This is a genomic window from Nostoc sp. JL33 (assembly GCF_017114985.1).
Classification (GTDB): domain Bacteria; phylum Cyanobacteriota; class Cyanobacteriia; order Cyanobacteriales; family Nostocaceae; genus Nostoc.
In genome coordinates this window covers 1-25,199 of the sequence record NZ_JABXKP010000097.1, presented here as the reverse complement: position 1 = coordinate 25,199, position 25,199 = coordinate 1, and the positions used below count along the sequence as shown (strand labels likewise).

At 42.1% G+C, this 25,199-nt stretch carries 27 protein-coding genes and 3 pseudogenes; 16 read left to right on the top strand and 14 right to left on the bottom strand.

All coding sequences use genetic code 11. The features are described from left to right. The gene (locus tag HWQ23_RS29190; protein WP_292836595.1) at positions 1–327 is read right to left on the bottom strand and encodes a DUF3040 domain-containing protein; all 327 of its coding nucleotides are present in this window, start codon (positions 325–327) and stop codon (positions 1–3) included. 247 nt (positions 328–574) lie between these two features. Between HWQ23_RS29190 and HWQ23_RS29185 the strand changes: the two genes are divergently transcribed. From HWQ23_RS29185 to HWQ23_RS29170, 4 genes are all read left to right on the top strand, one after another. Then, complete coding sequence (locus HWQ23_RS29185; RefSeq protein ID WP_292836593.1) at positions 575–1,159, top strand: Uma2 family endonuclease; 585 nt, start codon at positions 575–577, stop codon at positions 1,157–1,159. A gap of 94 nt (positions 1,160–1,253) precedes the next feature. Next, the gene (locus HWQ23_RS29180; protein WP_292836590.1) at positions 1,254–2,228 is read left to right on the top strand and encodes a cysteine synthase A; all 975 of its coding nucleotides are present in this window, start codon (positions 1,254–1,256) and stop codon (positions 2,226–2,228) included. Between the two features lie 124 nt (positions 2,229–2,352). Then, positions 2,353–2,691, top strand: a complete 339-nt coding sequence (locus tag HWQ23_RS29175) for a (2Fe-2S) ferredoxin domain-containing protein (RefSeq protein WP_292836588.1) — start codon at positions 2,353–2,355, stop codon at positions 2,689–2,691. A gap of 48 nt (positions 2,692–2,739) precedes the next feature. Next, positions 2,740–3,699 (top strand): DUF5331 domain-containing protein, encoded by a 960-nt coding sequence (locus tag HWQ23_RS29170; RefSeq protein ID WP_292836586.1) that lies wholly within the window; start codon positions 2,740–2,742, stop codon positions 3,697–3,699. Positions 3,700–3,704: 5 nt separating this feature from the next. Here HWQ23_RS29170 and ygfZ read toward each other — a convergent pair whose 3' ends face one another. After that, positions 3,705–4,700 (bottom strand): CAF17-like 4Fe-4S cluster assembly/insertion protein YgfZ, encoded by a 996-nt coding sequence (ygfZ, locus tag HWQ23_RS29165; protein ID WP_292836583.1) that lies wholly within the window; start codon positions 4,698–4,700, stop codon positions 3,705–3,707. A gap of 116 nt (positions 4,701–4,816) precedes the next feature. On the opposite strand from ygfZ, the gene HWQ23_RS29160 reads away from it, so the two are divergent. Next, positions 4,817–4,942 carry a type II toxin-antitoxin system HicA family toxin gene (locus tag HWQ23_RS29160; RefSeq protein WP_292836581.1) on the top strand — a complete coding sequence of 42 codons (126 nt, stop codon included), beginning with the start codon at positions 4,817–4,819 and terminating at the stop codon, positions 4,940–4,942. A gap of 47 nt (positions 4,943–4,989) precedes the next feature. Here HWQ23_RS29160 and HWQ23_RS29155 read toward each other — a convergent pair whose 3' ends face one another. Next, entirely contained in the window at positions 4,990–5,256 is a 267-nt protein-coding gene (locus HWQ23_RS29155) for a type II toxin-antitoxin system RelE family toxin (RefSeq protein WP_292836579.1), read from the bottom strand. Next, a complete protein-coding gene (locus HWQ23_RS29150) occupies positions 5,253–5,462 on the bottom strand; it encodes a hypothetical protein (protein WP_292836577.1) in 210 nt (69 codons plus the stop codon). The genes HWQ23_RS29155 and HWQ23_RS29150 overlap by 4 nt, the downstream gene beginning before the upstream one ends. Positions 5,463–5,680: 218 nt before the next feature. On the opposite strand from HWQ23_RS29150, the gene HWQ23_RS29145 reads away from it, so the two are divergent. Further along, entirely contained in the window at positions 5,681–8,044 is a 2,364-nt protein-coding gene (locus tag HWQ23_RS29145) for a dynamin family protein (protein ID WP_292836575.1), read from the top strand. 114 nt (positions 8,045–8,158) lie between these two features. Here the strand turns inward: HWQ23_RS29145 and HWQ23_RS29140 are convergent. Continuing rightward, positions 8,159–8,458 (bottom strand): annotated as a pseudogene (locus tag HWQ23_RS29140) (hypothetical protein); the annotation flags it as partial. Between the two features lie 164 nt (positions 8,459–8,622). Here HWQ23_RS29140 and HWQ23_RS29135 point away from each other — a divergent pair. Both HWQ23_RS29135 and HWQ23_RS29130 read left to right on the top strand, forming a co-directional pair. Next, the gene (locus HWQ23_RS29135) at positions 8,623–8,982 is read left to right on the top strand and encodes a hypothetical protein (protein ID WP_292836573.1); all 360 of its coding nucleotides are present in this window, start codon (positions 8,623–8,625) and stop codon (positions 8,980–8,982) included. A 240-nt stretch (positions 8,983–9,222) separates the two neighbouring features. Continuing rightward, a complete protein-coding gene (locus tag HWQ23_RS29130; protein ID WP_292836571.1) occupies positions 9,223–9,525 on the top strand; it encodes an HNH endonuclease signature motif containing protein in 303 nt (100 codons plus the stop codon). Between the two features lie 226 nt (positions 9,526–9,751). Here HWQ23_RS29130 and HWQ23_RS29125 read toward each other — a convergent pair whose 3' ends face one another. Continuing rightward, positions 9,752–10,240 (bottom strand): hypothetical protein, encoded by a 489-nt coding sequence (locus tag HWQ23_RS29125; protein ID WP_292836568.1) that lies wholly within the window; start codon positions 10,238–10,240, stop codon positions 9,752–9,754. 163 nt (positions 10,241–10,403) lie between these two features. Here HWQ23_RS29125 and HWQ23_RS29120 point away from each other — a divergent pair, with 163 nt between their 5' ends. After that, a complete protein-coding gene (locus HWQ23_RS29120; RefSeq protein ID WP_292836566.1) occupies positions 10,404–12,308 on the top strand; it encodes a serine/threonine protein kinase in 1,905 nt (634 codons plus the stop codon). A 161-nt stretch (positions 12,309–12,469) separates the two neighbouring features. Here HWQ23_RS29120 and HWQ23_RS29115 read toward each other — a convergent pair whose 3' ends face one another. The 4 genes from HWQ23_RS29115 to ndhL all read right to left on the bottom strand — a co-directional run bounded on the left by HWQ23_RS29115 (position 12,470) and on the right by ndhL (position 14,825). Beyond that, positions 12,470–13,132, bottom strand: coding sequence for a heterocyst differentiation related protein (locus tag HWQ23_RS29115; RefSeq protein ID WP_292836563.1), 663 nt, complete (start codon positions 13,130–13,132; stop codon positions 12,470–12,472). Between the two features lie 235 nt (positions 13,133–13,367). Then, the gene (gene trpA / locus HWQ23_RS29110) at positions 13,368–14,195 is read right to left on the bottom strand and encodes a tryptophan synthase subunit alpha (RefSeq protein ID WP_292836560.1); all 828 of its coding nucleotides are present in this window, start codon (positions 14,193–14,195) and stop codon (positions 13,368–13,370) included. Positions 14,196–14,276: 81 nt separating this feature from the next. Then, positions 14,277–14,588: a DUF3007 family protein gene (locus tag HWQ23_RS29105; RefSeq protein WP_292836557.1), complete on the bottom strand. Its 312-nt coding sequence runs from the start codon at positions 14,586–14,588 to the stop codon at positions 14,277–14,279. Between the two features lie 24 nt (positions 14,589–14,612). Then, complete coding sequence (gene ndhL / locus HWQ23_RS29100; RefSeq protein ID WP_292836554.1) at positions 14,613–14,825, bottom strand: NAD(P)H-quinone oxidoreductase subunit L; 213 nt, start codon at positions 14,823–14,825, stop codon at positions 14,613–14,615. A 1,036-nt stretch (positions 14,826–15,861) separates the two neighbouring features. Here ndhL and HWQ23_RS29095 point away from each other — a divergent pair. After that, entirely contained in the window at positions 15,862–17,181 is a 1,320-nt protein-coding gene (locus tag HWQ23_RS29095) for a hypothetical protein (protein ID WP_292836551.1), read from the top strand. Positions 17,182–17,193: 12 nt separating this feature from the next. Here the strand turns inward: HWQ23_RS29095 and HWQ23_RS29090 are convergent, their stop codons facing one another. Further along, the gene (locus tag HWQ23_RS29090) at positions 17,194–18,114 is read right to left on the bottom strand and encodes a putative bifunctional lysylphosphatidylglycerol flippase/synthetase (RefSeq protein WP_292836548.1); all 921 of its coding nucleotides are present in this window, start codon (positions 18,112–18,114) and stop codon (positions 17,194–17,196) included. Between the two features lie 342 nt (positions 18,115–18,456). Between HWQ23_RS29090 and HWQ23_RS29085 the strand changes: the two genes are divergently transcribed. Continuing rightward, on the top strand, positions 18,457–19,023 hold the full coding sequence (locus HWQ23_RS29085; RefSeq protein ID WP_292836546.1) for a DUF6658 family protein: 567 nt from the start codon (positions 18,457–18,459) through the stop codon (positions 19,021–19,023). Between the two features lie 98 nt (positions 19,024–19,121). Further along, positions 19,122–19,724: a hypothetical protein gene (locus HWQ23_RS29080; RefSeq protein WP_292836543.1), complete on the top strand. Its 603-nt coding sequence runs from the start codon at positions 19,122–19,124 to the stop codon at positions 19,722–19,724. A 228-nt stretch (positions 19,725–19,952) separates the two neighbouring features. Here the strand turns inward: HWQ23_RS29080 and HWQ23_RS29075 are convergent, their stop codons facing one another. Next, positions 19,953–20,825 carry an S-methyl-5'-thioadenosine phosphorylase gene (locus HWQ23_RS29075; protein WP_292836541.1) on the bottom strand — a complete coding sequence of 291 codons (873 nt, stop codon included), beginning with the start codon at positions 20,823–20,825 and terminating at the stop codon, positions 19,953–19,955. Between the two features lie 254 nt (positions 20,826–21,079). Here HWQ23_RS29075 and HWQ23_RS29070 point away from each other — a divergent pair, with 254 nt between their 5' ends. Next, the gene (locus HWQ23_RS29070) at positions 21,080–22,201 is read left to right on the top strand and encodes a metallophosphoesterase family protein (RefSeq protein WP_292836539.1); all 1,122 of its coding nucleotides are present in this window, start codon (positions 21,080–21,082) and stop codon (positions 22,199–22,201) included. A 328-nt stretch (positions 22,202–22,529) separates the two neighbouring features. Here the strand turns inward: HWQ23_RS29070 and HWQ23_RS29065 are convergent, their stop codons facing one another. After that, positions 22,530–22,961 carry a nucleoside deaminase gene (locus tag HWQ23_RS29065; protein WP_292836538.1) on the bottom strand — a complete coding sequence of 144 codons (432 nt, stop codon included), beginning with the start codon at positions 22,959–22,961 and terminating at the stop codon, positions 22,530–22,532. A gap of 103 nt (positions 22,962–23,064) precedes the next feature. Here HWQ23_RS29065 and HWQ23_RS29055 point away from each other — a divergent pair. Continuing rightward, positions 23,065–23,226: pseudogene (locus HWQ23_RS29055) on the top strand (nucleoside hydrolase); the annotation flags it as partial. 417 nt (positions 23,227–23,643) lie between these two features. On the opposite strand, the gene HWQ23_RS29050 reads toward HWQ23_RS29055, so the two are convergent. Further along, complete coding sequence (locus tag HWQ23_RS29050; protein ID WP_292836536.1) at positions 23,644–24,360, bottom strand: SGNH/GDSL hydrolase family protein; 717 nt, start codon at positions 24,358–24,360, stop codon at positions 23,644–23,646. 37 nt (positions 24,361–24,397) lie between these two features. Between HWQ23_RS29050 and HWQ23_RS29045 the strand changes: the two genes are divergently transcribed. Together HWQ23_RS29045 and HWQ23_RS29040 are read left to right on the top strand one after the other, a co-directional pair. Next, entirely contained in the window at positions 24,398–24,553 is a 156-nt protein-coding gene (locus HWQ23_RS29045) for a hypothetical protein (RefSeq protein WP_292836534.1), read from the top strand. A gap of 101 nt (positions 24,554–24,654) precedes the next feature. After that, positions 24,655–24,789, top strand: a pseudogene (locus HWQ23_RS29040) (hypothetical protein); the annotation flags it as partial. Positions 24,790–25,199 lie beyond the last annotated feature (410 nt).

Below are 25,199 nucleotides of genomic sequence, written 5' to 3'. Positions count from 1 at the left end.
TTAAAGATTGGTTTTTTTAGATTCCAAAAATAATTTGTAAGACATCCACCCCAGTGCAGCAACAATAATAAACCCAGCCAGCACTGAGGCTATTTTTACTGCAACCAGCACTCCCACACCAAGAACAAACAGCTTCCCACCCAGAATCACTTTGTTCATCCAAGGTTTTTGGGAATTTTCTGGTTGATGCTTTACAGTTTCATGAAAAGCCCCATCGTTAACATGGATGTTACTTTCCATTTCCCGGAGTCGCAATTCAACTTCTCGTTCTCGTAATGCACGTTCTCGGTGATCAAGTTCTTTTTGGCGATTGCTTTCAGATGTCATCGGTGTTCACCCCATTTAGGACAATGAAAAGATGTCAGCATTCACTCGTCCTCATTCATGCAGTATAGTAACTTACACTTACGTTTTTTAACACCAGTAAAATTACTATTTTAATTTTCATCGCCTGCCAAAATGTTTGCAGAATTAGACCGGAATCGGGGAATGCGCTCTCACCATAAGAATGACTTGCGTAAGAATAAGAAATACAAGCCAGTCGGGTAGACAGCAAAACCTAGAGGAAATCATCATGTTTTCATCCCCTTTAGTTGTGCAAATTCCTCCCTCAATGCAAATGACAGACGAGCAGTTTTTTGATTTTTGTCAGGTTAATCGTGAATTACGCATTGAGCGGAATCAATTTGGAGAAATATCAATTATGCCGCCCACTGGTTCAGAGACAGGTAATCGTAACTTCAACCTAGCTGGTCAATTATATGTTTGGGCAGGAAAAGACGGGACAGGTACTTGTTTTGACTCCAGCACAGGATTTAAGCTATCAACAGGTGCAGATAGATCGCCTGATGCTTCCTGGATTAAACTGGAACGGTGGAATGCTCTCTCCCCAGAACAACAGCAAAGATTTGCCCCCATCTGTCCAGATTTTGTAATTGAACTGCGATCGCTTTCTGATAACCTCCAACCCTTGAAGGAGAAAATGGCAGAATATATGAGGGAGCCAGGAGTACAGCTAGGCTTGCTAATTGACCGCAAGCATCGCCGAGTCTATATTTATCGTCCTGGTGTACCAGAGGAATGTCTGGAAAATCCCGCGACTGTTAGCGGTGAATCGGTATTACCTGGGTTTATTTTGAATATGAGTAAAATTTGGTAGTGTACGCATCGTAGGATTTTAGGCAAATCAGATGTAAATCATGCCACCGCTATAAGCCAAAATTTTTATAGATACTCACACAGGTACAGTCAAAATGGATATTAAGAATGGCTTCGTCGGTGCTGTTGGCAACACACCCCTAATTCGCTTAAACAGCTTTAGTGAAGAAACAGGATGTGAAATCCTCGCTAAAGCAGAATTTCTCAATCCTGGCGGTTCCGTTAAAGACCGCGCCGCACTTTATATCATCCAAGACGCAGAAGAGAAAGGTCTACTCAAACCCGGCGGCACAGTTGTAGAAGGAACTGCTGGTAATACTGGCATTGGGCTGGCGCATATTTGCAACGCCAAAGGCTACAAATGCCTAATTATTATTCCCGATACTCAGTCACAAGAAAAGATAGACGCACTGACAGCACTAGGCGCAGAAGTTCGTCCCGTCCCTGCTGTACCTTACAAAGACCCAAACAACTACGTCAAGCTATCTGGCAGAGTCGCTGCTGAGTTGGAAAACGCTATTTGGGCGAATCAGTTTGATAACTTAGCCAACCGCCGCGCCCACTATGAAACCACAGGGCCAGAAATTTGGATGCAGACAGATGGTAAAATAGATGCATGGACAACTGCAACTGGTACTGGTGGTACTTATGCTGGTGTGGCGTTGTACTTGAAAGAACAAAATCCGGCGATTAAATGCGTTGTTGCCGACCCATTGGGTAGCGCACTTTATAGCTATGTCAAAACCGGCGAACTCAATACAGAAGGAAATTCCATCACCGAAGGCATCGGTAACGGTCGTGTCACAGCCAATATGGAAGGCGCACCTGCTGATGATGCCATCCAAATAGATGACGAAGAAGCTTTACGGGTAGTTTACCAACTGCTAAGGAAAGATGGGCTGTTAATGGGCGGTTCAACAGGTATTAATGTTGGTGCAGCTGTTGCCCTAGCGAAGCAGTTGGGGCCAGGACATACCATTGTCACCATCTTATGTGATAGTGGTTCCCGCTATCAGTCGCGGATATTCAACCCTGAATGGCTAGCCTCAAAAGGACTTTCAATAGATTAGTTATGAGGAATTGGGCATAGGGCATGAGTTATTTATTCTCCCTCATCTCCCCCTCTTCCCATCTCCTTCTCCTCTGTGCCTCTGTGGTACCCTGCGGGAAGCCGCTCCACGTCTACGTTAAAAAATGTCAAACATAACTCAACCATCAAACTTCCCCACAATAGACCAACCCTCTTCTCCTAAATGTGTGCGGGTTTGTCAAAATCGCACTTGCAAAAAGCAAGGTGCAGCCAAGGTATTAGCAGCTTTTGCAGCTTTGCCAATCCCTGGTGTAACGGTAACGGCTAGCAGCTGCTTGGGACAATGTGGCAATGGGCCGATGGTGCTGGTATTACCAGATATAGTCTGGTATAGTGGCGTTCAACCCAATGAAGTATCTCTACTGATAGAAAATCATTTGCTAGGTGGCCAAAGAGTCCAACAGATGCTCTATTATCGGTTTCATCCCCAGGAATCAAACTAATTAACAATATCAATGTCTGCAATCTTGTTGACTGAAGTGAGGCATCCAATGAATATCCAACAGCTGCGTCAATCCTTAAAACAAAACTGGCTGAGTTACTACGAGCAAAATATTTCCTGGCTGGTCAAAATCCGAATTTGGGGGACTTACGATGGCCTGCGCCGTCCTTTGTCCGGTTTTATTTTGGCAACACTGTCTGTTCTAGAACCCCAGTTTGATGAAATACTTACTTTTATGCTGGATCTGAATAACGATCCAGATAAAATAGTCGCCGCTTTAGGTCTTAACTTCAATCCTGATCAAGAGTTATGTTTAATAAAATCAGAGCATTCTATGGCTATAAACCAAGTTGAAAGCGAGTCGCCAGATGAGAAGCATTCTGAGGATCAACATCTGTCATCGGCTGTAACTGCCAGCAAGATTGCGCTTCATTCTCTTGCCAAAACTCTAGATTCTAACTTGTCACGCGCCGATGAACTTGTGCCATCAATTACAGCTACAACTGAGGTAGTTCGCACACGCAAACCTGAGTTGGTAGTAGCAAATGCAACTAAAATTGCTCCAGATACTCCGGCAAAAACGCCATCCTCCGGTTTGCTAAGGGAATATCAACCAGTACGCTGGCACTCTGGTCAGTTACCTTCAGGAGGATCGGCGACAATGACCAGTGAGGTTAACAGCAAAGCCAAAACTATGGCATCTGTGGCATTAGCTACCGAAGTTAAAAGCAACGCGCCATCTAGCCGAATCCCTGTGGGCGCATCGTTGGCAATTACTACTGAGATTTCCAGTAATGGCAAACCAGTGCGATCGCCCCTTGGGCGGCTCCCTTCTGGAGCATCGCTAGCAATTCCTACTGAGGTTAAAAGCAACGGCAAACAACCGAATATTCAACCAGAAGATGTTAAAATCAAAGTAAATTTACCAACCACAAATGCCCGTAGTATAGCTTCTTGGGTAGATGAATTTTGTTACGGCGCTAGGAATAAAGAAGATGTTTTAACTTGAATTACTTATGGGTACTCATGAGAAACAAACGGGATTTCTATGACTTCACCTTCAGTTTCTCCCACTTTGACTTTCAACCCCACGCCACCAGCTTTAGTGCGAATGTAACCTAGTCCAAAGTAACCATCAGTGGTTTGGGTGTAACTGGTAAGTTTGCCGACCTTTTCATCTCCAACTGCGATCGCACTTCCAATTTCCGCAGGGGCACTGAGACGAATACCCAAAAGGTGTTGTTTTACACCTTTGTATGTATTTAACCGAGCAATAGTTTCCTGCCCAATATAGCAACCTTTAGTAAAAGAAATTGTTTGCCACAAACCAACTTCCAGAGGATTGTAATCATCTGTGAGTTCCGCATCTGGCGCAGGGCGGCCTTGTAAGATTCGCAATGCATCCCAAGCGCGATCGCTCATCTCTATCGCCCCAGCTTCTAATAATTTATTCCACACCGTTTCTTTGTCAGTATAAGGGAAAGTTAAGGTGTATCCAGGAGCGGCTAACCCACTACCCACAGCAATCCGCACTCCCTCAGCCGGAGCAATTGTGTATACTTTGTGACTTCCGTAAGGTTGTCCGATGAGTTCGCCAATACCCAATTTTTCTAAAACAGCGTCGCTTCCTGGGCCAATCAGGCTGAAGGTGTTGGTGTATTGGGTAATATCAGATAATTCCACCTTATCGGCATAGAAAATATATTTATCCAGCCATTCCATGAGATATTGGCGGCGGTTGGGTGAAACTAGCAGGATTACTGCATCTTCTCTAACGTAGGCGGTTGCTAAATCAATTGTTCTGGCTGTGGAAGTGACGAAAACTGTATCACAACCTTGTCCAGGCTTGAGTATTTGGAAATTGTTAGTACTTTGGTTGTGTAAGAAATTGAGGCGATCGTCGCCAGCTACTTTGATGCGTCCCCAGGCGGTGCGATCGCATATTGCAACCCCAACTCTGGCGGCTTGGATAGCTGCTGCGTCTTTATCGTCAAGTGTAGATGTTGGCATGGTGATGAGAAGTTGCCCTGTTTCAATGTTGTCGCACTGGAAATCTTAACAAATAAGCGTTTGCGCCTTCAATGTATCTCCGGTTTTCTTGTAGCCTATAATCAAATCAAAAGAAAGTGCAATCTACCGATGAAGGAAGCCGTACTGCGATCGCGCCTCGTCATCGAGAAATTACTATTGGTACGCTGGGCAGTATTTTACGACAAGCTGGGATAACTGTAGAAGAGTTTGAGGTTTTGTAAGGGCGGCGTAGGGGTGAGAGGGGTTATGCTTAAAGCGATCGCTTCCACTAGGGAAAGTACCTGTAAACATCTTTCCTGTGTAATACTCTCACAAAAATTACTACACTCTCTGATACTGCAATTCCAACTCTGTAATCTCCAATTCTGATGCGATAATAATTACCATCTGCTTGGAGTTTTTTAATATTATTTATATCTACTAGATTTTCGGCGTTTTCTACTTCTTCAATAACTGCCTTAATCTTTTTAAGTAAGGCTTCGTCCCGAATATTATTTAAATCTTTCTCAAAGCTTTTTCTGAACTCTATATTCATCCTTTACTATCCAAAATTTTGAAAATAGCTTCGCGGCTGACAGTTTCAGTATTTTCACCTTCTTTAATAGCCCTTTCTAAGGCTATATCTTCCATGATTTCTGCCAATAAATCATAAAGTATTTCTTTCTGCTCTTGAAGTACCTCAACAATTACTGTTTTCAACAGTTCTTTAAGTTTAATTTCATCTAAGTTTATTTCTGACATATATCCTTTACTGGCTCCGTTTTGCCTGATACTAGCACGCTTCCTATTTCATTTTCTATATATGCAGATAAATGGGGAAGCTGCCTTTACCAACATCGCAATTTTGTTAACAACTTGCGATCGCCTTGAGTGTGACAGTGCAATTACTGAGGCGAATATTTTCATTAGTAATTTAAGCTGTACGTGCTTTAGCTAAACTTTCCCTCACATAATTAATTATGTCCTCTGAACAGTTCCAAGGAGCGCACGACAGCATTTATAACGCTGGTACAGGTCTTTTACAGTATCTTCAGGAAATTCGCCAAAGTCGCCTCAGTGAAGGAGACGATACCAAAGGTTTGCAGAGTGTCGAAGATGATATCAACAAAGCGCTACACGAATTGAAAGAGAATAAATATCAGGTGGCTGTTATCGCGGCGATGAAAGCTGGCAAGAGTACCTTTTTAAATGCCGTGATTGGTGCTGATGTTCTGGCAAGTGAGACAGCAGCATGTACAATTTGCCGTACAGACGTTCGACATATTCCATCTGGGCAAATCCCCAGACTTTTAGAATACCGAGAGGGACAAAGACGACCTATTGTTCTTGCTGAAGGTGATGCTGGAGAAATTCAAGAGAAATTTCTAGTGCGTACCCGTGAGATTCGGGAGAAAGATAATCCTGACGATACCATACGCTTTGAGATCGAGTATCCTATCGAAGCTATTAGCGGACTCTCTTCCCTTGCTGGTTTTACTTTAGTTGACACTCCTGGCCCGAATGAGTGGGAGTCTACCAATTTCAATGTAAAACTAAAGGAAACTACACTGAAAGCGCTGCGAGAATGCAATGCAATTTTATTTGTTTTAAATTACGCTTCCTACAAAGATAATGCTATTTCAGATTTGTTTAAGGATGTTAGAGAAAATCGTCAGGAAATTTTATCTGAGAACACAGGTAAGATTTACTTCATCCTTAACAAAGTCGATCAGAAGACAGAAAAAGATAGAGAAATTGCTGATGTCATAGAGGACTTGAAACGAGAGTTAACTACCTTTGGCTTTCCAAATCCAATTATCTATCCTGCAAGCTCTAGACAAGGACTTTTGGCGAAATTAATTCAACAAGATAAAGCAACAGATAGCCAGATAAAGGATTTTGAAGATTTTTTTAGTGCAAAATATGCTGAAAGAGATGCTAAAGGTAGAAAGGTAATACCGTTGCCATCAGAAATTGCACCAAAAGCTTTAGAGGATAGTGGCTTACCTACTATTCAAAAAATAGTTATTGAAACCATAACTCAAAATGCTGGTTGGAATCTTCTCAGTGATGCTTTGGCAAAACTTGATAAAGCAGCAAAGGCAATTGAAAATTCTTTGAATACACAGTTTGGTGCTTGGGATATAACGATTGAATCCCTCAAAATAAAAGTAGAGGATTACCGGAGACATTCTGAATTTACTAAAATTAAGGTTGCAACTGTAAAAAAGTCTGTAGAACAGCAAAAAGAAATACTAGTAAAGGGTTTTATCCAAGGAGTTAGTATATTTGCTTACGAAGCAAAAGATAAAATCCAAAATGAAATTGATCATATTGCTCAGTCTAGGGTAGGCAAATCCACAGAACACAATATTAAACAGTCTGATAATTTACAAAGTCGCGTATATCAAGATGTTGACTGGTTTGCTATTGCTGGAGAAATAGGTGGAACAGTACTAGAGTTTATTCCTCTTGTGGGCAAAGTTTTAGGAAAAGGACTTAAAACAGCACTCAAAACACGCAACTCTTTGCTAGACAGTATGAAGCAATCTGTTCCAGACTCATTGAATATTTCTAATTCTGGGAATCAAAATTCGTTGAAGATATCAGACTCATACATCATTAGAGCAAAAACTAAAGCGGAAGCTCAGAAAATTGGCAGTACCATCAATGATTTTTGCGCTCCTCATATTCAAAGTTGGTGGCTAGACACTCAAGATAAGCTAGTTAGGGATGGGACAAAAATAAGAGAAGCTTTAGTTAAGAAAATACAAGAAGATATTCAACAGATATCAAATGAACTTTCTCAATATCTTGGGCAATCTTTGAACGTTCATATAAATATAAATGATATTCAGTTTCCTAGCTTTGAGTTCCGAGGAATAGATGCAGAAATTCAATACCAGCAAGAGGTGTTTACTCGCACACGAAAAGAAGCAAAAAAAGACAGTGGTTGTTGTAAATCGAATAAAGCCTATTATGTAGATGTTTCATACCAGGATAAGCATGAATTTTACGAAATTGACTTACGCCAAACAGCAAAACAAATTAAGCAGAAGATAGATGAGCAGGTGTTAGAAAACCAAAAGCTTTTACAGCGAGTCATTGAAAAACAAATTGAGGAAGATTTTCGAAGTGCAGAACAGCAAATCAATGACTTTATTAAAATGTTTCAAGATGATTTTGACAGCTTGCTGAAAGAACGGAATACCAAAGAAGCCGAGGCTGATCATATCCGTGAAATTCTTAATATTCACAAAGACAAGCTGACTAAATATCTGCTTGAATTAACATCTATACGAGGATCTTTGGATAGTTGGAAGCCATCGCAAAGAATTAGATAAGCGATTAGACCATTCCCCCAACCCAGATAGGCTGAAAAAGCTTCGCCTTAGCCTTACCTTATTACGATTACGTTTGTATAGCCCCAGAATTCTATTCTGAGGGCATTTTATTTGTTACCCTTCTGGCAATTTAGCAAAAGCTTGCTCAACTAACTCCTTTGCTTTAGCATCCAAACGCAGCCAATCGACTTCACCGAGTTCATCGATTAAACTAGTATCAATATCAGCAACTTCCTTCTCTGGGGTGTATTCAAGAAAACACACTTCGTAACACAGTTCCCACAAATCGATACTCGCTTGTTGCTGTTGACGCTGCAAACGTAGATGATATCCTGGATGGGGCATCGGCAGACGAGCCAGAGTCTCTCTGATTTCATCCGCTTCTTCGGGCGTTGCAGTTTCCATTGCTTGCATGTTCAGAGTGCGTAGGCGTAGCCCGTCGTAGACATCGCCCGTAGTAACCTAATAAATATGCTTACAGTAACTAGTTATACACGATACTTATAAAATTAAACTAATAGATTGATTTGTAGCTAGACTTATAGCTAATAGATTGATTTAAAAAACAACAGAGCTAGATGATGGAAATCACTGTTGAGGTATCTGAGGAGCTAGGACAGCAATTACAGCCGTTCCAAGACCGTTTACAAGAGATAGTAGAACGCGGTCTCGAAGAGTTATTGAGCAAACAGTCTGGCAATTTTCTCGACGAGAAAGAGATTATTGGATTGTTAGCTAGTCAGCCTACATCAGAACAAATTCTGGCAATCCGACCCTCACCGGAATTCCAAAGTCGTGTAAGTGATTTACTAGCACAAAGTAAAGCAGGAACACTTTCAGCGAAAGGTGAAGCTGAACTAGAACGCTATCTGACCATAGAACATCTTGTGCGTATGGCAAAAGCTCATGTCTTCGAGCAATTACGCCAAAATCCATGACTTATGTATCAGCCCAGTTACGGAAGCTCGTAATTGAACGAGCGAACCAAAGGTGTGAGTACTGCTTATTTCCTCAGAGTACTGCACTAAATAGAGCGGTGTGAATAATTCAAGGTTTGTAGTGAGGGCTTCAGCCATCATTTGAGGACTAAAGTCCTCACTACGAACTAATCTCAAGATTTTTTACATTACTTAATCTAGTTTGATTTATTCTCACCGACTTACTTATTTAGTTTTGAGATGGAACATATTATTGCCGAAAAACATCGTGGCACTACTGAAGCAGAGAATCTAGCTCTCGCCTGCCCATACTGTAATCGTGCAAAAGGTACTGATTTGGGGTCAATCCATCCTGAAACAGGGAAACTAACACCCTTTTTCAATCCAAGGACTCAAAAATGGAGCGATCGCTTTCAGATGAATCGAGCAGAAATTGCACCATTGACATCAGTTGGGCGAGTAACTGTTGCAATTCTCCAATTTAATCAATCAGAGCGCTTAGAAGAACGGGACAGGTTGATTACAGCAGGTCAGTATTCTTAAGTTTACTCACCGGGCGACTGGAAGTCGCGGCTATACAGACAAAAGCTACCGATCCTGGGTTAAAACCATTGATTTTCTCTTAGTCCACGGAGGTGGACTTCTCTGCGAGACGCTGTTCGCGTTCGTTTGTGTAGTAGCGAATTCTATTCGCCAAATACTTTTCAAACATCCTCTAAGAGTGCGATCGCCTGTAATAAAGTAGCAGATGCGATCGCAGGTAATTCTCTCAACTCTCTGGCAATTTAGCAAACGCCTCCTCAACTAACTCCTTGGACTTAGCATCCAAACGCAACCAATCGACTTCACCGAGTTCATCGATTAAACTAGTATCAATATCAGCAACTTCCTTCTCTGGGGTGTATTCAAGAAAACACACTTCGTAACACAGTTCCCACAAATCGATACTCGCTTGTTGCTGTTGACGCTGCAAACGTAGGTGATATCCTGGATGGGGCATCGGCAGACGAGCCAGAGTCTCTCTGATTTCATCTGCTTCTTGGGGCGTTGCAGTTTCCATTCCTTGCAACAACTCAGTCACCAATGCTTTGATTTCATCAGTGGTGCTAGGCGGCCAAATCAGGACATCGTGGTAAGTTCCCGTCCAGGAAGATTCATCAAGCAGCTTGCGGATATTGTCGATAACGCGAATGAAAGCAGGTTGCATGAGGATTTCAGCCTGCTGCCATGCTACTGGATTTGTTATTTTAGGTGGCATTGGTAGTAAACAGGGGCACTAAAAGAAAAATAAACAGTCTGCGTTTATTAAAAAGCTGCGTTTTTAATCTAAATCTTTTCTCAAGATAGCGGATTTCATTGAAGAAAATTTGGAGATATTTATTACCAGCTGGAAAATTAGGTAATAACTCTGGGGAGGGAATATGATAGGCAAGCTACTAGACCATCGTTACCAGGTAATTCGAGTCCTCGCTATGGGAGGATTTGGTCAAACCTACATTGCCCAAGATACAAGGCGGCCAGGAAATCCCATCTGCGTTGTCAAGCACCTGAAACCCGGAACTGACCCCAGAGTTTTTGATACCGCTAAACGCCTGTTCAAGAGCGAAGCCGAAACCTTAGAAAAACTAGGCAACCATGACCAAATACCCAGGCTGCTAGCGTACTTTGACGAAAACCAAGAATTTTATTTACTACAAGAATATATTGAAGGACATACCCTAGCTGAGGAACTTATACCTGGTAAGCGCTGGAGTGAAAGCCGAGTAATTCAACTATTGCAAGAAGTTCTGGAAATTCTCGAATTTGTCCATCGCCAAGGCGTAATTCACCGCGATATCAAACCGGATAATATCATCCGTCGCGCCTCAGATAATAAGTTAGTTTTAGTGGACTTTGGGGCAGTAAAGCAACTGCGTACACAACTGGTAACAGTGGGCGGACAACCCTCCGCCACAGTAGTTATTGGCACTCCTGGCTATATGCCCACAGAACAAGGGCAAGGTAAACCCCGCCCCAACAGTGATATCTATTCCCTTGGTATCATCGCCATTCAAGCCTTAACAGGATTGCATCCAACAGAATTGCAAGAAGACCCGGAAACGGGCGAAATCATTTGGCAGCCTTCAGTAACTGTGAACTACAGACTGGCGGCAGTGTTGTCCAAGATGGTACATTATCACTTCAAAGACCGCTACCAAAGCGCCACGGAAGCACTGCAAGCATGTAAAGACGCGATTAATCCTCTATCTGCACTTTCCACACCTCAAGAAGCCGCCAAATCCCAGCCTCAAGTATCTCGGCTGTATACGGTTGCAGTTGCACCAGCAAATCCTATCCCCGCGAAACCTGCGCTTAAAGACTCTAGTAAATCCGACCCATGGCCAATATTAATTGGCATATTATTGGCAGGTGGTGCGGCTGCCTTGGTCGCAAATGTATATCCAAATGTAAAAAATTTAGCTGCTAATCTTACAGGTAAGGATACCGCTTTAGTAAACAAATGCTCGGCTGTTGTCGTCGGAAATTCTAATATTCGTTCTGAACCTAGTTCGATTAATTCTGATAATATTTTGCAAACTGTTACTAATAACACCAATTTCGAGGTAACAGGCAAGCGGACAAAACGAGGTTGGATAGAAGTTAAACTTAAATCTGGCCGTTTGGCTTGGGCATCCTCGGATGTGATAACCAATAATCAAGAATGGGGTTCTTGCCTGCGCGAAAAAGGCATTGCAACTAAAATTGTAGATGATAGTACCCTGATTGCGACTCGACCAATTCCCCAGCCAAAACCGAAAACTAGGAATATCGCAACTCCATTACTAGAAAAGCCGAAGGGGTCAACAGACGATACTGGGAAATTAGTGCGATCGCAGCCTAGCGATCACAATGCCAATATTATAGAACAAGCAAGACAGAAGTATGAATCAGGAGATATAGTTGGAGCGATCGCACTTTTGAAATCGGTTCCGGCAAACGCTGCTTCTGGTATCCAACAGACAGGTAAAGTAATTGCCCAGTGGCAGCAAGATTGGGCGAAAGCGGAGGCGATATCTAATGAGATCAACAAAGCCCTGGAAGATGGAAAATGGGATAAAGTTTTAGATTATAAAAACCATCCAGAAAAGTTGCCTAATACTCAATATTGGCGAAACAGAATCGAACCATTATTTAAACAAGCAGCCGAAAATCTGGCAAAACAGGCACTAACTAAGCTAGAAAATCAAGGTAATCAGAAAAATACCCAACAGAAACTTCCCGATACTAAGCAACCTGTCACTAGAGAGAGTCCTAATGCTACAGAAACTCCGAAAAGCGGTTTGTAATATCAAGGTTGATTTACCTCGTTCCTAGCTTCTGGCTAGGAATGGCTACAAGGAGGCGTAGCCTACTGAATTCGCGGCAGCAGCAAATAAATCTCATTTCCAGGTAGAACCTGGAAACGAAATTTAATTTTGAATTGTTAACTATGGTTTTATTTTCCCTATTAGTGCATTTCGTCGTATTCTGGGGCTTCAACTCGTCTTGCTTCCATCCGCGCAGCAGGCAGAAACTCAGCACGACGGACTGGAACCAAAGGCGGCGTATTTCCTTGGTAGGGATGAATCACTTGTACAGTACGGGCTGGACGCTGCCGTGGTGAAAATAAAGCCAATACCCCAGCGACGACAACACCACCACCAATAGTGAGAGTTGCACCTCCCACAGCCCAAAGCATGGGTGAAGACCACCAAGAATTTTGCGGCTGGAGTGCTGCTGTTTTTGGTTGGTTATTCTGCTGGGCTAATTGCCACTGTTGCTGAGTATTGAAATTTTGGACTTGGCCTTGGAGTTGTTGATTTTGCAACTTCAGCTGTTCATTGTCGTTTTTTAAACGCTCCAGCTGCATCTGCGTGTTCAACTTCTCCATCTCTAGACGCTGGTCAGAACTGGGAGCAGTCGATGGCTGAACCTGACTGGGATACATTGGTTGCCCATAAGGCCCGTAAGGATACATTTGTGGCTGCATTCCTGGCGCTACTACAGCCCCTGGCATTTGCGGAGCAATAGCAAAGTTAGGTTGTAGGGGGGTATTTGTTCCTTTGAGCAATACGAGAGCCGCCAGCCCAGCTACGGCGACCCCGCCGATAAATGCCATACTCTCACTCATCGCCTTTGCTCCTCAATTGCGACGTAACTATAATCATTTGTGACTGACTCACTCTCACACTCATAAATTATGCCTACTTGATTTCACATAATACTCAAACTATAAGCGACTGTATCAGCTAGTTTTTTTACATGATCATATCTGATGTTAATATTCAAGACCATAATGGTCAAATTGTCTACCAAGCAAGGATAGAAAAACTACACTGTTATACTTTTTAATCTACTTTCTGCGTCTAATCAAGGGGAGTATTTGTGCTGGTGTTGCTGGTCTTGATGGCTGCCTTGAGACTTTGGCAAAATTCACCGATCGCATTTAGTCCCTGCTCTGGGGTACCTTGGGCTAACTTTTTCACAAAAGCGCTACCCACGATCACGGCATCTGCGCCCCATTCCTTTACCTGATGGGCTTGTGCAGCTTCGGAGATCCCAAACCCTACACCAATAGGTTTATCAGTAACACTACGAATTTCTTGGAGTAAATCGGACACGCGGTTTTCCAGTTGCGATCGCATCCCTGTAACCCCTGTGACGCTGACTAAATAAATAAATCCTTGGGAGGAGCGAGCGATCGCTTCTATCCGTTGGGCAGAACTGGTGGGCGCTACCAACAAAATGACATCAATTCCCATCTTACTAGCTGGTTGGAGCAAGCTTGCGGCTTCTTCCAAGGGCAAATCTGGTACTACCAATCCCGCTACCCCAGCAGCCGCAATTGAAGAGAGAAATTTTTCAATTCCCCGGTGCAAAATTGGGTTGTAGTAGGTAAACAGGACAATCGGCGATCGCAATTTGGGAGTAATCCCTTGCAGCATTTCTAGCACCTGCTCTAATTTTGTTCCCCTTTGCAGGGCGCGGGTAGCAGCAGCTTGAATTACTGGCCCATCCGCCAGAGGATCGGAGTAGGGTATACCTAGTTCAATTATGTCGGCTCCACTACGATCTAGAATCTGCAAGGCTTTTGCTGTTGTTTCTAAATCTGGATCGCCAGCAGTGATAAACGGAATCAGAGCGCACTCACGATTGCGCCCAAGAGTTTCAAAGCAATCAGAAATCGCAGTCATTTAGTCAAGTATCAAGAGTCAAGAGTCAAGAGTCAAGAGTCAAAATCTAGACTTTGGACTCTTGACTCATCAATGATAACTTTACACCTGAGATTGCTCTTCTTGTTCTATTTCGGCTTGAATTCGTGCTAGTTCTTCGGGAGTAAGCTCTTCTAGCCGCTTTTGCAGAAAGTCTTGCTCATACTGTTCCCGCTGTTGGTGGTAGGTCATTTTTTGTCCCACCGCACGGAAAAAATAGGTGGCTAACCAGCCAACTAACCCACTGACTAGTAAGACTTGGCTCCATATACCAGCTTGCTGATTATCCAAACCGACTAGCTGCAATCCTACATATGCCAAGCCGCCGGCAATAAAAACACCCAAGCCAATTCCAATAGCGTCAATCCGTCGCATGAGAGTTATGACCTACCAATCTCGTTAAACTTCAATTTGTCGCCGTTGAGGTCGAAAATTTACAAATGGCGATAGAACCAACAAACCCGGAAAGAAGAAAAACACCAAAAAGTACATAAAGACACGCTCAATCGAGGTAGCTACATACCAACGCTGCTTCAGGTACAGCAAAACAGCAATCGGGATTACCAAAAGGTAAGCTCCAGCCAAAATCAGATATAGCAGGGCGACAATCATAACTTTCAAGTCTTAAGCATCTGTTTTCCATCATAGGCTGAAGAGCCAGACTCAGAGAAGTATAGTCATAAATGCTTTCAACGTAACCGCACTAGAATTTCTCGTCTATGTACAGATTCAGTGATAAAAGGTAGTATTATGCTATAATAGTTAACCCACTAAAAAACAAATGCTTTAGTCAGACAAGAAAAGAAAACTCATCCAGATTGATTACGAGCAAACAAGGAAAACTTCCAATCGCAACTCTGGAAAAAATATTTTCAATCTAGTTGGACAAAAGACACAATTGATGGTGGAATAGATAAGGGGGTATTTACTGCTTCCACAAAATAACGGGGGTGTGGCGGAATGGTAGACGCTACGGACTTAAATAATTGAGCCTTGGAGGAGAAATCCCTCAAGTGGAAGCTCTCAAACTCAGGGAAACCTAAATCTGGTGACAGACATGGCAATCCTGAGCCAAGCCCAAAAATTTTAGATTTGTGATTAGTGTTTAATCAAAAATTCAAAATCTAAAATCCAAAATTGAGGGAAGGTGCAGAGACCCGACGGGAGCTACCCTAACGTTAAGTCGAGGGTAAAGGGAGAGTCCAATTTTCAAAACCTGACCTTGCTAAAGTCATCAGGTAGCAGTGAAAACTGCGGGAAAATGAAAATCCGTTGACCCTAAAAGGTCGTGTGGGTTCAAGTCCCTCCACCCCCATTAAAAATTTAAAATGCCAAAAGGCTTCCATACAAGTATGGGCGAGTTGTATTTAATTGTAGATCAACTCGCCCATACAGTTGTTTACTGGCTCTGATACTTAGAGACTATTTATGATTAATTTTATAAATGGTCTTTTAGAAGTAGATAATTCTACTGGAGTATTTGATGAAGTATTAAACAATTTATGTTTAATACTTTATTTATAGTCCGAGTTTATCAAATTTGTGTAAAAAGATTACTGAATCTCTGAATAATAGATTGATGCTACTGTTCACTCAGGGTAAGCTAGTAATAATATGAACAGGAAACCTTTTTGTCCTGAGAACTGGAATGACCGCTAATAGTTTATTAATTAGTCAGGAATATCCGCATTTTGTTACGTCTAAATCTAGACAGCCAAATTTGCAAATTGCACAAGAAGAGGTTTATAGCTTCTTCGTGAAAATTGTCAAACAATTGCCGCCAGATGATGTTTTACGGGAATTCAAAGCTTTATTTATAGACGGTCTTGATTCACAGTACTACCCTTCTATACCTGGGATATACAGCATTTTTTTAGATGAGCAGGAACAGGAGTTCTGTAATACACTTAAACGGTGTAGCTACATAATAATTAACAATTGGACAAGTAACAGAAAAGACAAATATATTCAAGAATTAGTTAATTTATTTGCTAATGAGAATATGAAAGTAAAGACCAATAATTTTCCAGCGATAAATATCTGTAAAAGCTGGCTAGAAAATTTCATAACCAGCAAAGACTACGAAGAACTAAAATTATTTGCTGGGAAACATGAGGAATTATCTAAAAGTCATTGGGCTAATCGCTACAGTTCCTATTTATTAGTTGATCAATCTATTAATGAGAATAATCCCAGAGAGCAGCAAGAGGCTGCCAGAAAGCTTTCTAAACAGATAAAAGACAAATTTAAGTTTGAATTGGCAATGTATATTGCTCGTTCTCAATCTGCCGTGTCAAGCACAACACGCTACACAAATCCCAGTCTTTTGGGAGATAATGCTCTGCATTTAATAAAATCAATTGTTTTAAGGAAGGGTGTGTTTAGCCATGAAAATATTGCCCATATATTTATCAAGCAAACTCAAGAGCAAACTCTTGAAGAATTTAAAATAAGTATAGAAAAATATCTATTTTTTTCTGTAGATAATCAAAAAGTAGTCGAGACTTGGCGGCGACAGTTTGCAGAGAATTTATCCTTATGGAAAAAAGATTATAGTCAAGAAATTATCACTAAAGAATTGTTATTGAGAACCTGTAATCGAGTGATTGATTGTTTGACAACAGAAAATGGGAAAGAACCTTCGTCATTATTTATATTATTGCTTGCCCCAGGTCACTCTCTAACATTAGTGATTATACTGCTAAAGACTATTTTGATTTGTAGAAATTCTCGTAGACATTTAGAAATTAGGATTGCTCATCTGATTCGTTATTATGAAAAATATCCTAAAGATGAGTGTAAATGGGTAATCAATTTTATGGAGATTTTTAATATCACGTTTGCAATTTACGCAGAAAACGTAGAATATAACTTGATTAAGATGGAAGAAGATACAAGCAGTGATCCGCAATTAAATCTGGATGGTTATCGTGTGTTCTCACAGATAAAGGTAGATAGACAAAAATGAGTGTCGCCTGATTCATGATTTAGCAAGGCGTTCATCTAAACAAGCCAAAGCAGCACCCGCAGTTTCAGCTAGAATACTAATAAGGCGATATAGAGCGATCGCACTAAATACTAGGGCAGCTGGAAAGTGGTGTCGTAAAAGTTCATATGCAGTCGCTTCAAACACACCTAACCCACCAGGCGCACCTGGAATGATAAACCCTAACAGCCAAGCGCAACTAAAAGCCCCTAACAACAAAGGAATTTGATTCGCATTCAACGAACCCACGGCGGACATAGTTAATATAAACCCAGTGGCGCGTAGTCCCATAAAGCCCAATTCTCCTAACAAAGGACGTAGGGGATAGCTTTTAAGACTGAAGGGAACAGTTGACTCAGTGCTAGTACCAGACTTTTTTGCTTTCAATCTGTACAAAAAGCGAATAACTGGGTTTAAAAACCAGGGATGAATCGCACAAAGAACTACAGCTAAACTCAGCAATTGTAGTATTTGCAAAACAAGGCTAGTATTAGCTGCCGCAAATTGGCTACTGCATAGGACAATGATGATTAAAGCAGCCGCTAGCATGAGTAGCGGTTCCAGTAAAACGCTTAAGGTAGCTGCACCAGCAGAAACATTGGCATTTTTTGCGGCGATAATTCGTCCGTAGTGATGCCAGATGTTACCTGGTAAATACTTAGCAATGTTCGTTTTTAGGTAAATTAGGATGAACTGGGAAGATGATACAGGTTGATTTAACTCTTGCAAAATCCAAGTCCAGATCCAGCCTGCCCAAGTATGTGCCAGTAAAGTTACGCCTGTTGCGATCGCTATAATTGCCCATCCTACCCCATCAATGCGGATAGCAGTCACCTCAATCCAATTATCCTTCAAAGCTTTTCCTAAAAAAAACAGCGTTCCCCCCAAAATTATCCAGCGTAAAAATTGCTTCATAAATTTAGTGATTTAACGGTGAGAGCAACAAGGGCTGAATACTTCAACTATTACACTACATCAGCCACCTATCCAAAGCTTTTGAAGTATTAAACAGGTCTATGTAGTTCTTTTACCGGAAAGTATATTATTTTATTTTATATCTCTCTCTAGTTAGATAAAAATATTCTATCGAACCTAATTAAAATGTGGCCTGCGCTAGAGGTAAAGTTAATTTTATTATTCATATCCTTAATAGAGGTTATCAAAGATTAGGCAACGCAAACAAGCACAATCACTTGCTGACCAATCCAATGAATCAGCAAACTATTTGCTTATTAATATTTTGGTAAGGAGGATTACATGAACGCTGTAAGAGTATTCTTGAAAAAAATAAGATTGCGCCAGGTATTAACTATCTTTTTCGCTGGACTAATGTTGATAGTTAGCACTGCTTGTAGTGGGGCAAATGCTCAAGGTGCAAATCCACAAAATCCTGCTGTACAAGCTGGCGGAGCAAACAATCCTTATAAGAACGGTGGAGACAAGTATACCGACTACAGAATGTCCACCGATCCGAAAATAGTAAACCCAAAAGCCAATCAGGGACGCGACGAAGCTAGCTTACAACCAAGTTCGCAATTGTTGATTGCTACAAGCAAAGAATCCGAGATACTTTATCCTGGTGCTGAGACACCAGCAGGTCGAATCAAGAAAGAAGGAGAACTGCCAATTATCACAGACAAGGACTTCCAACAACCTGAACCAGGTGGTTTGATTCAGAATGAACCAAATCTAGGAGATCGAGTTCAAGATCGGCTTGACACTGTAAAAGGTGCTGTTGAAGAAGCTTCCGGCTTTTTGAAAGATAAGGCAGATGAAGCGTCTGCTAGACCGGAATTACAAAAAAATCCAGCAGTAGGCAGATAGAACCCTTATTTTATCTCAATGCTTTGGATGTAAAATTAATTCAAAATGCCATCTTGGTTGAAGTTTAACTTAGTCACAAAAATGCAAGGAGCAGAAGTATGAAAAAAGCAATGAATTGGCTGAAAAGCATTCGTCCCTTGAAAGTTTTAACTGTTTTTTTTGCAGGAATATTCTTATTTCTGACACAAGCTTGTGGTGATCCAGGAGTAGCAACGCAGCCACCACAGCTTGATGAGCAATCGCCTTATTCCAAACGATATGATCCCACAAAAGATTATCCTCTCTCTTCTCCTGCTGGTGGAATCAATAACTTTAGCGATGTAGACCCTAGAGGGAGATTAGATGAAAAGGCAGCTAATGACAAAGCTGATGCACTGGCAAAAAATTCTGAAAAAAATATTGATCAGAAGGGAATTGACAGCCCAGACCAATATGGGCAAAATTACAAACAAGGCACACCCTTTGGTGAAAGAGTGAAGAACCTGGGTGAAGATATTGGCAGTTCAGCTGAAGAAGTTCGCAAAGGTGTTGTTAAGGGAACTCAGCGTGGAATTGAAAATATTAAGGGTAATACCCAGAATGCTGCCGAAGATGTGACAAAAAATGTTCAGCGTGGGGCTGAGGATGCTGGTAATAATGTTCAGCGCACAGCTGAGGATGCAGGCAACGCAGTCAAGAGGACAGTCAAAGACGTTGATTGAGATTAGTTATTCAATCTCCTGCAAAAATATGAAAGCGCCCACAGACGTTTAGTCTGGGTTTACCTAAACAAAGCCTGCGTAGGCAGGCTTTGTTTTAGTTTTAGGTGGGCAAGACTTACGTAGTGCTGATTAGTGATTGCGTACTCCTTTGGAGAAGCCGTTGGCGCACCCCAAAGTAGAGAAGGCGTAGGCATAGCCGTCGTAGACATCGCTCATTCATCACCAATACTACAAATACTTGTGCAACAATAACCCTAACTTTTCTTTTGTCGCTGCTGGTGCTTTATCCAACTGAGTCAAAATTGCATACTGCAACGCCGAATGCGCCTCACTCGGCGGTGGATTTTCACTCAACCGCCGCACAGTTTCTTGAATCACCTTTTGAGCATTTACAGCATTCCGCAGCAAATTGCTAATCACTAATTCCACTGTCACACTGTCATGATCTGGATGCCAACAATCGTAATCTGTTACCAGCGCTAAAGTTGCATAGGCAATTTCCGCTTCCCTAGCCAACTTCGCCTCTGGTAAATTCGTCATGCCAATGATTGTTGCATCCCAACTGCGGTAAAGATTTGATTCTGCTTTTGTGGAAAAAGCCGGCCCTTCCATGCACACATAAGTGCCGCCGCGATGGAGAGTAACTTCTGGTAAATTGAGAGATGCGATCGCATCTGCCAACACAACAGCCAAATTCTTACAAATCGGATCAGCAAAGGCAATATGAGCGACAATTCCCTCACCAAAAAATGTTGAAATTCGATTTTTCGTTCTGTCAATAAACTGATCTGGCACCACCATATCTAGTGGTTTCGCCTCTGCTTTCAAGGAACCTACAGCACTAGCTGAGATTAAATACTTCACACCTAATTGTTTCATCGCATAGATATTAGCGCGAAACGGTAACTCTGAAGGTAAAAGCGTGTGATTGCGACCATGACGCGCCAAAAAAGCTACCCGTGTACCATCCAAAGTCCCCAGAATCAAAGCATCAGATGGTGAACCAAAAGGAGTCTCGACTCGCACCTCTTCTACATCTTTGAGCGCATCCATTTTATACAGACCGCTACCACCAATAATCCCAATACTAGCTTGAGCCATGATTCTAAATCTGTTCCTTGCTGATCTGCTAAGTTATTTTATCGAAAAGGGGAGTAGCAGAAAAGGCAGTCACGTCGCTTTGCTGCGAATTCAAAATTAACAATCCCAATAAATAATTGTCACCATAGCGTCTAATCAATGCTTAATGTATATAAATGTTAAGTAAACGCACTCTTACGCAGGGAAACAAAGCAAGCGTTATACTTTTGGGAAAAGACTTGTTTTAACCCTGCTTTTAACATTTCCATAAATCAATGGCTCTCAATTTTCGCTTTGCGGTAGTTAGCGACTTACACCTAGCACTTCCCCACACAATCTGGGATCATCCCAGTCGGTTTCATCTGGTGGAAGTCAGCATCTCGGCGTTTAAAAGTGTACTAGAACATTTAACACAACTCGATTTAGATTTCTTGTTGTTACCAGGAGATTTAACTCAGCACGGCGAACCAGAAAACCACGCCTGGTTGCAACAATGTTTAGCGCAGCTACCTTTTCCTGTCTATGTTGTTCCTGGTAATCATGACGTTCCTGTGCTGTTGGCTGATCAGCAATCAATTGGTTTTGCAGATTTTCCCTACTATTACACGAAATGTGGCTATGACGATCCACAGCAGATTTACTACATTCGTCAGTTATTGCCAGGAGTTAAGCTGATTGGGCTGAATTCTAACTTCTTTAATGACCAAGGTGAGCAGGTGGGGTGTTTGGATACCAAACAGCTACGGTGGTTAGAAGAGGTGCTGGCGGCATCTGGTGATGAATTAATTCTGGTGATGGTGCATCATAATGTGGTGGAGCATTTGCCCAATCAATCGAGCCATCCACTGGCAAATCGCTATATGTTATCCAATTCAGCAGAACTTTTGCAGTTGCTCAGGCGCTACGGAGTCAAGCTAGTGTTTACTGGGCATTTGCACATTCAGGATGTTGCTTACTCCCAAGGAGTATATGATATTACCACTGGCTCTTTAGTTAGTTATCCTCACCCTTATCGGGTGCTAGAGTTTCATCGGGATAAACAAGGTAAAGAATCGTTGCAAATTTTATCCCATCGCGTAGAGTCAGTGCCTGAGTTCCCCGACTTGCAACAGTCATCGCGGCAGTGGATGGGCGATCGCTCTTTCCCCTTTTTAATCAAGCTACTAACTCACTCTCCATTAAACTTACCATTATCACAGGCAAAAGAATTAGCTCCTAGTTTGCGAGACTTTTGGGCAACTATTGCCGATGGGGATGCAGTGTTAGATTACCCCGACTTTCCGCTAGAAGTGCGGCGTTACATTCAGACTTATGCTGCATCACGGCCGAAGCCAGACATGGCGACTAGTGAAGCTCTTACCTTGATTGATAATAACAGCACACTTTTGCTGGATTAGGAATGATCATTAGCCTCTTTCGATCAGCCCCAGTACCATCACGCTTACTGGACTTTGTTCGACAAATCCTTCAAGGATTGCACCCAGGATTTATCCTGTTATTTTATAGTAAATTAAAGGGTTTAAGACCCCAACCATTACACGTAGTCTCAGTTTGAGTCGGAGTTTAAATAAGAGTCTGTTGGCTATAGCGTGCCGTAGGCAAAATGTCTTTAATGCAAGAATGCATGAATGCGTGAATGCGTGAATTGTTAAGTTCCTTTTTAGATAGCGATCGCTCTTGCCATAATTCTGCGAGCAAAAGTCACCTTAACAGCGCTACTCCTAACTAATTACCGATATCTTCATTCCAAAGTTCCGGGTTAGTTTCAATAAACTCACTCATCATTTGTTCGCATTCGTCAAGATTAAGATCAATTACTTCCACACCGTGAGATACCATAAATTCTTTAGCACCAGGAAAAGTTTTGGATTCTCCAGCGATGACTTTTTTAATGCCAAATTGTACCACTGCCCCAGCGCACAGATAACACGGCATCAAAGTTGAATAGAGTGTTGTACCTCTGTAGTTGCCAACTCTCCCAGCATTGCGGAGACAATCGATTTCGGCATGGGTGACAGGATCGCCATCTTGCACACGTTTATTGTGCCCTCTGCCAAGAATTTTGCCATCCTTGACGAGAACCGAACCAATGGGAATTCCACCTTCTTGTCTGCCTTGTTTTGCTTCTTGAATTGCAGCTTCTATAAACTCATCCATATTAATTCTCCTTTTATGAAAAAACAACTAGTATTAATGGATCACGATGGTAATGTAAATGATTATCTAGCAACTATGCTGCTGTTGACAATGAATTATCTCACAAGCAGGACAAGATGGTTCCGCCGAATTAAATGTTTGTTGGGACGCAATTTCAGCAGCACGGGTATGAAAAACCCAACTTGAAAATATTATCTGTCCTTTGGATTTAACTAAGAATGTCCCAGTCACATCAGAATTAGTGCAAAAAATGGGGCAACAACGCACTATCCTACAGCAATGCCAATTAAGATAAACTAATCCTAGAAGTTCTAGAACAACAGTTATCATCCCTAGCTAAGTTATATCCTGCGATTCCACAGCTTAAAACGAGCAGAAAAAAAGTAGCCCTTGTGAGACTACTTCTGCATCATAGAATAAGCGTCCAGGAGCGCGTAAATAATTTTTAAAGATAAGTATTAGAACAATTTCTCTACTTGGAGGAGGTATTTTTGTTACAGACTAGGTTGAACACTTCTGGAACTCGGTATATCGATTTCTGCTGACTTTACAAATCCGTAGTAGAATGCGATCGCATTTAAATTTGCGATGCTGGTCTGCCATTAGGATCGTTTTGTATCTATATCTAAGGGTAGGATTGGTAACGCTCATCTATATAATCTCGACCTAATAAAAAATATCTTTATTTACCGAGAACATACGGGAGAAAAGCTCGCCGCACTTGGGACGCACCCCGCAGGCTTGGTTCGATAGTGGCTGTGAACCAGGATAGATCGCCCTTTAGGAAATGGGCATGGAGATCAACTAATTGCCCATAGCGATTGGCGATTTCTTGAATTGCAGTGTTCATGCGCTGGAGGTTCTTGCGGGCGATCGCCGACTCAACCCCTACAAAGTTGCGCCTATCATCTCCAAAGGTAGGATCGTACACATTACCTAGCAGAATAGGACGAATCGGCAACTGCTGCACAAATGTATCGAGGGCATTGGCAAACGTTGCGATTCCTGCACCAGTATCTTGAATTAATCCCCGCAGTAGATCATTACCACCAATAGTGATTAGTGCAATCGCCCTTCCTTCCACCCGCAATCGATCAGCCTGAGAAGGCAACCCATCAACCGTTGCACCATCACGCGCACGATGTTCCAGTTGAGCAGGCCCATGTGAAGTGAGATCCTGACCTTGAAATTCGGGAAACAGGCGATCGTCATTCTGGACGAGGAGTTGCCCTGGATGAACGCCAAACTCGTTATATCGTCCACAATCTAAAATTGAGTCGCCAAAAGTATATAGCGTCACCATTGCTTGCTCCCGCCGATTACAGCCCAAAAAAGTCAGGACACTTGCCCCTGCAACTACTTGAATAAAGCGTCGTCGCGTAGGTGGAAACGGAGTCATCACATTCTCTTTGTTTGTTTGACGCTAGCATGACGAGATGGTAGACGATATGAATCAGAAGATGGATTTGCCGTCACAAGCCCTGGATCTTCAAAAACTCCTTGCACTGATTGCCGCCCATCTCAACGTTGAGCCAGTAGAACTTCAGCTTGTGCGATCGCTACAGGTAAACATAATTCTTCATTCTCGGTAGTTACTGGGCAGAAACGCCTTGTATTGCGGGTGATTCGACAGGGTTGCTGTTTTACGAACGCCACATGATACCTCAGGAGCGATCGCTACACGAACTTATCCGATCAAGTACAGCAGATGTTCCATGAACAAGCTCAAGAGTTTTTGTTGATCCTATATAAGCAGATGATGATTCGGGAAACGACCCGAAAGCCTTACCTGCTCTTGCTGATGCTGCTTCACCATGAAATCAGCTGATGCTTCACCTGGAATCAAACTAGAGGAGTAATCTTCTTCTGGCTGAACTTCAGTTTGTGCTGATACCGATACCCTCAGGTACTCCCATAACTGCCGTTTTGCTCAATACGACCGTGGCATTTTAAAAACATGAGCCTCACCAAGTGATAGTTGTCAAGAAGTTAATGGGAAGTAGCCAGCCATGCAACAGCGAGTTTAAAAGCAGCCTGGATAACAAAACACCAAAGCTGGTTACAACCAGAATTTTATCCAGAAATTTCCAGAAAGACTTAATAGAGTAAAACCCTTGCAATTTAAGGATTACATCTGCATCGACAAACTTCTCAAAAATATTTGGAAAAATAGTTGACACATGAAGATAGGTTCGTTATATTGAATAAGTGCCTGAGAGAGAAGCCAAACAAGAGCGA

What these genes read in the sequence shown, in the direction of transcription:
- HWQ23_RS29190 (WP_292836595.1), bottom strand. Translation starts at nt 327, where the DNA reads ATGACATCTGAAAGCAATCGCCAAAAAGAACTTGATCACCGAGAACGT.
- HWQ23_RS29185 (WP_292836593.1), top strand. Translation starts at nt 575, where the DNA reads ATGTTTTCATCCCCTTTAGTTGTGCAAATTCCTCCCTCAATGCAAATG.
- HWQ23_RS29180 (WP_292836590.1), top strand. Translation starts at nt 1,254, where the DNA reads ATGGATATTAAGAATGGCTTCGTCGGTGCTGTTGGCAACACACCCCTA.
- HWQ23_RS29175 (WP_292836588.1), top strand. Translation starts at nt 2,353, where the DNA reads ATGTCAAACATAACTCAACCATCAAACTTCCCCACAATAGACCAACCC.
- HWQ23_RS29170 (WP_292836586.1), top strand. Translation starts at nt 2,740, where the DNA reads ATGAATATCCAACAGCTGCGTCAATCCTTAAAACAAAACTGGCTGAGT.
- ygfZ (WP_292836583.1), bottom strand. Translation starts at nt 4,700, where the DNA reads ATGCCAACATCTACACTTGACGATAAAGACGCAGCAGCTATCCAAGCC.
- HWQ23_RS29155 (WP_292836579.1), bottom strand. Translation starts at nt 5,256, where the DNA reads ATGAATATAGAGTTCAGAAAAAGCTTTGAGAAAGATTTAAATAATATT.
- HWQ23_RS29150 (WP_292836577.1), bottom strand. Translation starts at nt 5,462, where the DNA reads ATGTCAGAAATAAACTTAGATGAAATTAAACTTAAAGAACTGTTGAAA.
- HWQ23_RS29145 (WP_292836575.1), top strand. Translation starts at nt 5,681, where the DNA reads ATGTCCTCTGAACAGTTCCAAGGAGCGCACGACAGCATTTATAACGCT.
- HWQ23_RS29135 (WP_292836573.1), top strand. Translation starts at nt 8,623, where the DNA reads ATGATGGAAATCACTGTTGAGGTATCTGAGGAGCTAGGACAGCAATTA.
- HWQ23_RS29130 (WP_292836571.1), top strand. Translation starts at nt 9,223, where the DNA reads ATGGAACATATTATTGCCGAAAAACATCGTGGCACTACTGAAGCAGAG.
- HWQ23_RS29125 (WP_292836568.1), bottom strand. Translation starts at nt 10,240, where the DNA reads ATGCCACCTAAAATAACAAATCCAGTAGCATGGCAGCAGGCTGAAATC.
- HWQ23_RS29120 (WP_292836566.1), top strand. Translation starts at nt 10,404, where the DNA reads ATGATAGGCAAGCTACTAGACCATCGTTACCAGGTAATTCGAGTCCTC.
- HWQ23_RS29115 (WP_292836563.1), bottom strand. Translation starts at nt 13,132, where the DNA reads ATGAGTGAGAGTATGGCATTTATCGGCGGGGTCGCCGTAGCTGGGCTG.
- trpA (WP_292836560.1), bottom strand. Translation starts at nt 14,195, where the DNA reads ATGACTGCGATTTCTGATTGCTTTGAAACTCTTGGGCGCAATCGTGAG.
- HWQ23_RS29105 (WP_292836557.1), bottom strand. Translation starts at nt 14,588, where the DNA reads ATGCGACGGATTGACGCTATTGGAATTGGCTTGGGTGTTTTTATTGCC.
- ndhL (WP_292836554.1), bottom strand. Translation starts at nt 14,825, where the DNA reads ATGATTGTCGCCCTGCTATATCTGATTTTGGCTGGAGCTTACCTTTTG.
- HWQ23_RS29095 (WP_292836551.1), top strand. Translation starts at nt 15,862, where the DNA reads ATGACCGCTAATAGTTTATTAATTAGTCAGGAATATCCGCATTTTGTT.
- HWQ23_RS29090 (WP_292836548.1), bottom strand. Translation starts at nt 18,114, where the DNA reads ATGAAGCAATTTTTACGCTGGATAATTTTGGGGGGAACGCTGTTTTTT.
- HWQ23_RS29085 (WP_292836546.1), top strand. Translation starts at nt 18,457, where the DNA reads ATGAACGCTGTAAGAGTATTCTTGAAAAAAATAAGATTGCGCCAGGTA.
- HWQ23_RS29080 (WP_292836543.1), top strand. Translation starts at nt 19,122, where the DNA reads ATGAAAAAAGCAATGAATTGGCTGAAAAGCATTCGTCCCTTGAAAGTT.
- HWQ23_RS29075 (WP_292836541.1), bottom strand. Translation starts at nt 20,825, where the DNA reads ATGGCTCAAGCTAGTATTGGGATTATTGGTGGTAGCGGTCTGTATAAA.
- HWQ23_RS29070 (WP_292836539.1), top strand. Translation starts at nt 21,080, where the DNA reads ATGGCTCTCAATTTTCGCTTTGCGGTAGTTAGCGACTTACACCTAGCA.
- HWQ23_RS29065 (WP_292836538.1), bottom strand. Translation starts at nt 22,961, where the DNA reads ATGGATGAGTTTATAGAAGCTGCAATTCAAGAAGCAAAACAAGGCAGA.
- HWQ23_RS29050 (WP_292836536.1), bottom strand. Translation starts at nt 24,360, where the DNA reads ATGACTCCGTTTCCACCTACGCGACGACGCTTTATTCAAGTAGTTGCA.
- HWQ23_RS29045 (WP_292836534.1), top strand. Translation starts at nt 24,398, where the DNA reads ATGGTAGACGATATGAATCAGAAGATGGATTTGCCGTCACAAGCCCTG.